This is a genomic window from Cutibacterium porci (assembly GCF_009696315.1).
GTDB lineage: Bacteria > Actinomycetota > Actinomycetes > Propionibacteriales > Propionibacteriaceae > Cutibacterium > Cutibacterium porci.
On record NZ_VUMG01000004.1, the window covers coordinates 235006 to 241329 of the forward strand.

General features: G+C 57.7%; 5 protein-coding genes, 1 tRNA gene and 2 pseudogenes. 6 read left to right on the forward strand and 2 right to left on the reverse strand.

Annotated elements, in window-relative coordinates; genetic code table 11:
* The first annotated feature begins 24 nt into the window (after window positions 1–24).
* Window positions 25–633, forward strand: coding sequence for an oligoribonuclease (orn, locus tag FYJ43_RS11125; protein WP_154564928.1), 609 nt, complete (start codon window positions 25–27; stop codon window positions 631–633).
* 81 nt (window positions 634–714) lie between these two features.
* Window positions 715–787 (forward strand) — tRNA-His (locus tag FYJ43_RS11130).
* A 45-nt stretch (window positions 788–832) separates the two neighbouring features.
* On the opposite strand, the gene FYJ43_RS11135 is transcribed toward FYJ43_RS11130, so the two are convergent.
* Entirely contained in the window at window positions 833–2167 is a 1335-nt protein-coding gene (locus FYJ43_RS11135) for an amidohydrolase family protein (protein ID WP_195839982.1), read from the reverse strand.
* Window positions 2168–2284: 117 nt separating this feature from the next.
* Between FYJ43_RS11135 and FYJ43_RS11140 the strand changes: the two genes are divergently transcribed.
* The 4 genes and pseudogenes from FYJ43_RS11140 to FYJ43_RS12615 all read left to right on the forward strand — a co-directional run.
* A complete protein-coding gene (locus FYJ43_RS11140) occupies window positions 2285–3712 on the forward strand; it encodes an amino acid permease (RefSeq protein WP_154564831.1) in 1428 nt (475 codons plus the stop codon).
* Between the two features lie 49 nt (window positions 3713–3761).
* A pseudogene (locus FYJ43_RS11145) lies at window positions 3762–4274 on the forward strand (protein kinase domain-containing protein); the annotation flags it as partial.
* A 215-nt stretch (window positions 4275–4489) separates the two neighbouring features.
* Window positions 4490–5749 (forward strand): glycoside hydrolase family 3 N-terminal domain-containing protein, encoded by a 1260-nt coding sequence (locus FYJ43_RS11150; RefSeq protein WP_154564833.1) that lies wholly within the window; start codon window positions 4490–4492, stop codon window positions 5747–5749.
* A gap of 9 nt (window positions 5750–5758) precedes the next feature.
* Window positions 5759–6160 (forward strand): annotated as a pseudogene (locus FYJ43_RS12615) (hypothetical protein); the annotation flags it as partial.
* Here FYJ43_RS12615 and FYJ43_RS12360 read toward each other — a convergent pair.
* Window positions 6128–6324 (reverse strand): hypothetical protein (locus FYJ43_RS12360; RefSeq protein WP_229771740.1); only part of this gene is annotated, 197 nt, incomplete at its 5' end. The pseudogene FYJ43_RS12615 and the gene FYJ43_RS12360 overlap by 33 nt on opposite strands.

Consider the following 6324-nt stretch of genomic DNA (forward strand, 5'->3'; position numbering starts at 1 on the left):
CTAGGCTGTGTTGCTGTGAGAGACATGTTGGTGTGGATCGATTGCGAGATGACCGGGCTCGACTTGGCCCATGACGGGCTCATTGAGGTGGCCGCACTGGTCACCGATGGGCAGCTCAACGTCCAAGGTGAGGGGGTAGACGTCATCATTAAGCCCGAACCACAGTGGCTCGAGCACATGAACGACTTCGTGCGCGATATGCACACCAGGTCCGGCCTCCTTGAAGAATTGGACAACGGACTGACGATGGCACAAGCCCAGGAACAGGTGCTCGACTACATTCGCAGTTATGTCCCGCAGGCTGGCAAAGCACCGTTAGCTGGCAACACCATCGGCACCGACCGCTCTTTCCTAGCCAAGGACATGCCGGAAGTCGAGTCCTACGTGCACTACCGCAATGTCGATGTCTCCTCTATCAAGGAATTGGCACGACGCTGGTATCCGCGCGCTTTCGGGCACTCCCCGGAAAAACAAGGTCACCACCGAGCGTTAACTGACATCGAGGAATCCATCGAGGAGCTCATGTATTGGCGCGAGGCGCTCATGGTTGCTTCCCCCGGCCCAGAGGCCACCCGTTGTGACGAGATCGCAGCCAAATATCAGGGCCTCCTCACCGGGGCTGGCAGGGACTGACGCCGGGGAGCGGGAACGCCGAAGTTGCATTCTCGCTCCAGAACTCGGTACCCTTCACTGGTTGCCTGACACAGGCACGTGGTGGCTATAGCTCAGTCGGTAGAGCACCTGGTTGTGGTCCAGGGGGTCGCGGGTTCAAGTCCCGTTAGCCACCCTGAGTTGAGTGGGAAGACGGTTCTTCGCCCCTCACGGTTTGTCGTCAGCTGCGTAGTGTGTCCAACAGCTCGTCGATTTCTCCAAATCTTTCGACCGTCGGTGAGTCGATGACGTCACCTCGGGTTATCACCTTCTCAACCCCTTCCAGGGCACGCAGGTTATCGAGAGGATTAGCTCCCAACACCAGCAGGTCGGCGGACAGACCCGGTTCAATCGCACCCGTGACAGAGTCCAGGCCAAGCATTCTGGCATTAACCCTCGTCACGGCCTCCAACGCCCTGGCGGTCGACAATCCCGCTCGCGACACCACCAAATCGAGCTCACGCCACATGGCGTAATGCGGCGTGAACGTCATCGACGAATCCATACCCGACCCAAGCACCACGTCGTTCTTGATTGCATCGCGAATACCTTGGGTCATTGAATCTACGACGATCCGAGCATTCTCCCTGACGACCTCGCTGGCCCCGGTGATCTCCGTATCAATTTCGACAAGTGGCACCGCTGCCAACAGCGTCGCGTCAAGTGCTGACCACCCACGCAACGACTTCGGATTGTCGTGGAACAGCTCAACAATCTCGTCTGTCATCGCCGAGCCGTGTTCGATGGTGTCGACGCCGGCTTTGAGCGACCGCAACACTCCCTCGGGACTCTGGGCGTGGGCAGCGACAAGCACCCCTGCCGAGTGAGCCTCATCGCAAATCGCTGTCATTTCCTCAACAGTCATCTGAGGCCGCCCAGCCTCACCCACGACCTTGGCGTCAGTGACACCACCCGTTGCGGCAATTTTGATCGAGGTTGCTCCCAAACGCAGGTTTTGGCGTACCGCCTTGCGCCCCTCCCACGGCGCATCAACGATTCGGGCGAGTCCAAACTCAGACCCATGGCCACCCGTCGTAGCTAACAGCGGCCCCGACGCCGTCATTCTCGGCCCTAGCCATGTCCTCCTTTCGCTGTCTCGCCCCAGCGTGATGGCCTCGTTGTCGTATTCGCCGAGGCAACGCATCGTCGTCACGCCCGAGTTGAGTTCACATTCCACGAATCCACGCGCACGCTCCCGCAACATGGGACGCCCCAACGGTGTCTTCCAGAACGCTACGATGGCACGCGCTGCAGGCGGAATCATGAGCGCCTGAGGCAGTGGCCGACCATCAGCCATGACGTGGGCGTGAGCGTTGATGAGCCCGGGCATGACCCACTTCCCAGCACAGTCGATCTGCCGCTGTACTGATGCCGCTCGATCGACGAGCTCGTGGCTCGGTCCCACGGCCGTGATTGAGCCGTTCTCGCCGACAAGCACCGTATGATCCGTCAGCACAGTACCGCCACGATCACACGTCAGTAGGTTCGCACCGGTGAGGGCAAGTGTCGTAGTCATCGTCATTAACTCCTCGCAAAACGACGCTTTACCCGACATTGTCCAAAACCCTACCGGGAGAGTCCACGATGTGAAATGTGAGATTCTTTACCACTCGCGACCCCTCAGAGGGACACAATGCTCCCCATGACTGTGGAGAATCAGAATTCTGCCGCTGCAGAGCAACGCCTCCGGCGAAGCCTCAGCAATAGGCACATCCAACTCATTGCCATTGGCGGCGCCATCGGTACTGGCTTGTTTATGGGCTCCGGCAAGTCCATCCACACCGCCGGTCCAAGCATCGTGGTGGCCTACTTCGTCATCGGCGCCATGCTCTTCTTCGTCATGCGCGCCATGGGCGAATTGTTACTGCATAACCTGCAATGGAAATCTTTTCAAGACTTTGCCGCTGACCTCCTTGGCCCGTGGGCAGGATTCTTCTTGGGATGGACGTACTGGTTGTGTTGGGTTGTCACAGGCATGGCCGATGTCATCGCCATTACCTCATATTGGAATTTCTGGACCCACGACCACACCTGGGCCTTCATTCTTACCGCGGCGACGCTCGTCGTACTCCTCGCCCTCAACCTCTTGACGGTAAGGCTTTTCGGTGAGCTAGAGTTCTGGTTCGCGCTTATCAAGATCGTCGCTATTCTTATCCTCATTGTGGTAGCGATTGTGCTTGTCATCATGGGATTTACCTCGGCCAATGGCTACAAAGCATCAGTGTCGAATCTGTGGTCCCACGGGGGTTTCGCTCCACGCGGCTGGAACGGATTTTTCGGGGGCTTCCAGATCGCGGTCTTTGCCTATGTCGGTATTGAATTAGTTGGCACCACTTCCGCCGAGACTGCGAATCCTCGAAAGACGATGCCGAAAGCCATCAACGCTGTGCCGGTTCGTGTTCTCGTGTTTTACGTTGCTGCTCTACTCGCCATGATGTGTGTCACCCCATGGAATCTCATCCAGACCGATTCCTCCCCCTTTGTCCAAATGTTCGGACTCATCGGATTCACGGCGGCGGCCGGTGTCATGAACTTTGTCGTCCTTACCTCGGCGGCATCAAGCGCGAACTCAGGCGTCTACTCGACGTCTCGCATGCTCTACGGTCTAGCCCACAAGGGAATGGCGTCCCGAGCTTTCGGAAAACTATCGCGCCACGGCGTTCCCGGCTGGGGTCTGTTTTGCACCGTCATCCTTATCGGATCCGCTCTCATCCTCGCTGCGAAAGATTCGGTCGTAGAGGCATTCACACTCGTCACAACTGTCTCAGCAGTGCTGTTCATCTTCGTATGGAGCATGATTCTCGTCAGCCATATTGTCCACGTACGGCGCAACCCGCAGGCTCACGCTGAGTCGATCTACCCGATGCCAGGAGCTCATGTCATGCCATGGGTCGTGCTTGCTTTCTTCGTCTTTGTCATTGTCCTGCTTACCAAGGCTGACGACACGCTTCAGGCCCTGCTGGCTACTCCAATATGGTTCGTCGTGCTGGGCATTGCCTGGGCGATCGTTCGACGCCGTTCCCATCACGACGACCTCGAAACTGAACTACCGACAGACTGAGCCCTCGCTGCGGCGCAACAGCGTGTGCGATTATCGGGGTGCATCATGTCTGGGCGCCAACGGCGAATCGGCGGCAAAGCGAGTCGGTAGCCGTTATGTTCTCGATGATGTACTCGGGCGAGACTGGCACAGTGTGGCGTGGCCATGATGTCAACGACGGAAGTCCAGACCACCGCCTCGATCAACGCACAGCGGCCAGTCTGGGAATCGAGATTTGCCAAGCTCTTACTGCAATTCACCGCGTCGGTATTCGATCTCGACATCACGCCGGCGAATATCCTCATTGAGGCCCCCGTGAACGTCTGCGGAACGCGGATTACTCATTTCGGGGCCTCCGAAATGGTCGCCTTCACAGGCCGCGCGAAATCACTGGCACCCCTATTATCAAGCTCCCGAAGTCGCAGTCGGTCGGAGGTCAACAGCTGCCAGCGATTTGTACTCATGGGGTGTCACTCGCTACGAGATGCTCGCCAGTCACGTCCCGTTTCAGCCGGATTCAGCCGGAATCCTGCACCGTGATCAGCCGCCACAATTCATTCCCGACGTCGATCCACGCTTGTGGAGATGTGCCTGGAACTGGTGCGGTCTGCGCCAGAAAACCACCGCTTCGCCATTGATGTGATGGACCCGGGAGCCGAGAAGTCACGGCGCTTTTCCTGCAATACTGTCGGTCACAATATCGACTGTTGCAGCAAGGACTTCGAGGTATATCTCGTCATACCCGCATAGACGGCACACAGTCCGGATAGCCGACCCAGCTATGAAATAATTTTGGCCATGAGGCGGCGAACAATCATCGCGACAGGTTTGAGCGCGCCGTTGGCCGGATGTGTTGCACAAGGCGACCAACCCGAGAAGCCACCTTCCACCACGGCCGCTGCGCCACAGGCTCCTTCTGCCATCCCGGCAGCATCCTCACCAACCCCGACGCCGTCACCCGTAAGCCCAACCCCGACTCCATCCGAGGCCTCGACGCCTGCCGTCAATCCGACACCAATCCGTCAGGATCCGCGCGCCGCCAAGATCGTCAAGAAGTTATCCCTTGAGCAACGGGCCGGCCAGTGCATCCTCATTGGTGCGGTGCCGTCAGACTCCCCCGAGTACATCGCTAACCTCATTGACACCCAATGCCTAGCCGGAATCTTCCTGCTGGGTCACTGGACAAGCAGATCCAAGCTTGAGGCCATGCTCAGCACTGTTAACAGTGTCAGTCCTCAGGGCATCAAGCCCATCGTTGCGACTGACCACGAAGGCGGCGAGATCCAAAACATCCGGGTGCCGGGAGTCAATCTCTTGCCGAGCCAGGAATCCCTAGCCAGGATGTCCCCTGCCAAGGTCACGTCAGTGGTGGCGACCGGTGCTCGTCAACTCGCCAAACTCGGCGTCCATATGATCTTCTCCCCTGTAGCAGACGTCATCGACCCTGAGCTCGGGATACGCAATAAGCCAATAGCCAAGCATCATCGTGGCTTCGGAACCGATCCACACATGTGCGGGCAATACTCGGCTGCCGTCATTGCAGGGCACCGGAAAGCCGGCATCATTTCGACTACGAAGCATTTCCCCGGTATCGGGCGAATCGTCGAGGACACTGACTTCAAGTCAGCCGGGATCACCGACAGCAAGACCACACGTCACGACCAGTATCTCGAATCCTTCCGGATGGCCCTCGGCGCTGGATCTGAAGCCGTTATGGTCGCATCTGCGTACTATTCGAGAATTAATCCCGGCACCCCTGGATTATTCTCATCGACAATCATGACAGACATGTTGCGTGGAGATTTCGGTTATCAAGGGCTTATCGTATCTGACGACCTGGGTAGTTCGGTATCAGTATTCTCAGTCGACGGTGGCCACCGGGCAAGCAAATTCGTTTCCGCCGGCGGTGATCTAGCTATCACCGCCGACCCCGGGCTTGCCAGGCCCATGATTCGAGCGTTGATGTCAATTGCGACATCTACCTCGGGAAAGAAACGCCTCACTGACGCTGCTAGCCATGTCATCAACATCAAACTGGCGCATTCACTGACAATGTGAAAGGAGCATGAATCGTGGCTTAGGGCGCTGGGACCCCAGGCAGCTCTCGCAGCCAACCAGGTCATGGCCAATAAACAGCGCGGCCCCGCCATTGTGTAAGACTTGGCTAAGTCGCCCCCATCCGTCTCGGCAGCATGGCAGGTATTGGACCTCTCAACCTAGAGACCACATCCGACCTTGCTAGTACAATCCACGCTATTCCCGTGAGCGATAGTTGCACACGAAGCATTCCCAGGCGGTACAACGGTTTCCTTGGCGGCGTCTGTCACCAAAACCGACAACTACAGACATACCTTTTCGTCCGGGGAAGCAACGCCCCATCCAATAGCGCACGGAATCACGGAGGCACAACTGCGGTCCGGCTATTCCAAACTCACGCTATCCGACGTCACCTGCCAAGCCACGAATATCCTGCACACACTCAAGCCGACCCCTGCGGAAACTTTCCTCGGTGTGTCGCAGGGATGGCCGAGTGGTGATGTTGCGGGTTAGTGACGCGTCTACTGGTGTATGAGTGGCATCAACGATGGTGTGAGGTGTGTCGATCGCGGTGTTGGGGTGGTGGGTTTCGGTAG